This is a genomic window from Arenibacter catalasegens, from assembly GCF_002909235.1.
GTDB classification, from domain to species: Bacteria; Bacteroidota; Bacteroidia; order Flavobacteriales; family Flavobacteriaceae; genus Arenibacter; species Arenibacter catalasegens.
The window spans coordinates 1-1,711 of sequence record NZ_PHQQ01000071.1 but is presented as its reverse complement, the minus strand read 5'-3'; the positions used below and the strand labels follow the sequence as shown (position 1 = coordinate 1,711).

Sequence of the window (1,711 nt, the reverse complement as noted above, 5' to 3'; positions counted from 1 at the left end):
GTCTTGGATGGTTGATCGAAGTTATATAAGAATCAACGATGAAGAGTTTGATCCTGGCTCAGGATGAACGCTAGCGGCAGGCCTAACACATGCAAGTCGAGGGGCAGCGGGGATAAGCTTGCTTATCCGCCGGCGACCGGCGCACGGGTGCGCAACGCGTATAGAATCTACCTTGTACTGGGGAATAGCCCAGAGAAATTTGGATTAAGGCCCCATAGTATGTAGAGGTGGCATCACCTTTATATTAAAGGCTACGGTACAAGATGACTATGCGTCCCATTAGTTAGTTGGTAAGGTAACGGCTTACCAAGACGGCGATGGGTAGGGGCCCTGAGAGGGGGATCCCCCACACTGGTACTGAGACACGGACCAGACTCCTACGGGAGGCAGCAGTGAGGAATATTGGACAATGGGCGAGAGCCTGATCCAGCCATGCCGCGTGCAGGAAGACGGTCCTATGGATTGTAAACTGCTTTTATACGGGAAGAACAAAGGGCACGTGTGCCCCTCTGACGGTACCGTAAGAATAAGGATCGGCTAACTCCGTGCCAGCAGCCGCGGTAATACGGAGGATCCAAGCGTTATCCGGAATCATTGGGTTTAAAGGGTCCGTAGGCGGGCCATTAAGTCAGGGGTGAAAGTCTGCAGCTCAACTGTAGAATTGCCCTTGATACTGGTGGCCTTGAGTTATAGTGAAGTAACTAGAATATGTAGTGTAGCGGTGAAATGCATAGATATTACATAGAATACCGATTGCGAAGGCAGGTTACTAACTATATACTGACGCTGATGGACGAAAGCGTGGGGAGCGAACAGGATTAGATACCCTGGTAGTCCACGCCGTAAACGATGGATACTAGCTGTCCGGATGCAAATCTGGGCGGCCAAGCGAAAGTGATAAGTATCCCACCTGGGGAGTACGTCCGCAAGGATGAAACTCAAAGGAATTGACGGGGGCCCGCACAAGCGGTGGAGCATGTGGTTTAATTCGATGATACGCGAGGAACCTTACCAGGGCTTAAATGTGGTCTGACAGCTTTAGAGATAGAGTTTCCTTCGGGCAGATCACAAGGTGCTGCATGGTTGTCGTCAGCTCGTGCCGTGAGGTGTCAGGTTAAGTCCTATAACGAGCGCAACCCCTGCCGTTAGTTGCCAGCATGTAATGATGGGGACTCTAACGGGACTGCCGGTGCAAACCGCGAGGAAGGTGGGGATGACGTCAAATCATCACGGCCCTTACGTCCTGGGCCACACACGTGCTACAATGGCCGGTACAGAGAGCAGCCACTGGGCAACCAGGAGCGAATCTATAAAACCGGTCACAGTTCGGATCGGGGTCTGCAACTCGACCCCGTGAAGCTGGAATCGCTAGTAATCGGATATCAGCCATGATCCGGTGAATACGTTCCCGGGCCTTGTACACACCGCCCGTCAAGCCATGGAAGCCGGGAGTGCCTGAAGTCCGTCACCGCAAGGAGCGGCCTAGGGCAAGATCGGTAACTAGGGCTAAGTCGTAACAAGGTAGCCGTACCGGAAGGTGCGGCTGGAACACCTCCTTTCTAGAGAATTTGCCGTCCGGGCAGTTTTCAAGGGCCCGTTTTTTCGATTTCTGTCTTTATAAATACCAAAAATAAACTATAGTGAGTCTCATAGCTCAGCTGGTTAGAGCGCTACACTGATAATGTAGAGGTCGGCAGTTCGAGTCTGCCTG

Annotated in this window: 1 rRNA gene; it reads left to right on the top strand. The window is 52.2% G+C overall.

Annotated features, from left to right (window positions below):
* The first annotated feature begins 35 nt into the window (after window positions 1–35).
* Window positions 36–1,559, top strand: a 16S ribosomal RNA gene (locus tag CWD90_RS22870).
* The last annotated feature ends 152 nt before the right edge of the window (window positions 1,560–1,711 follow it).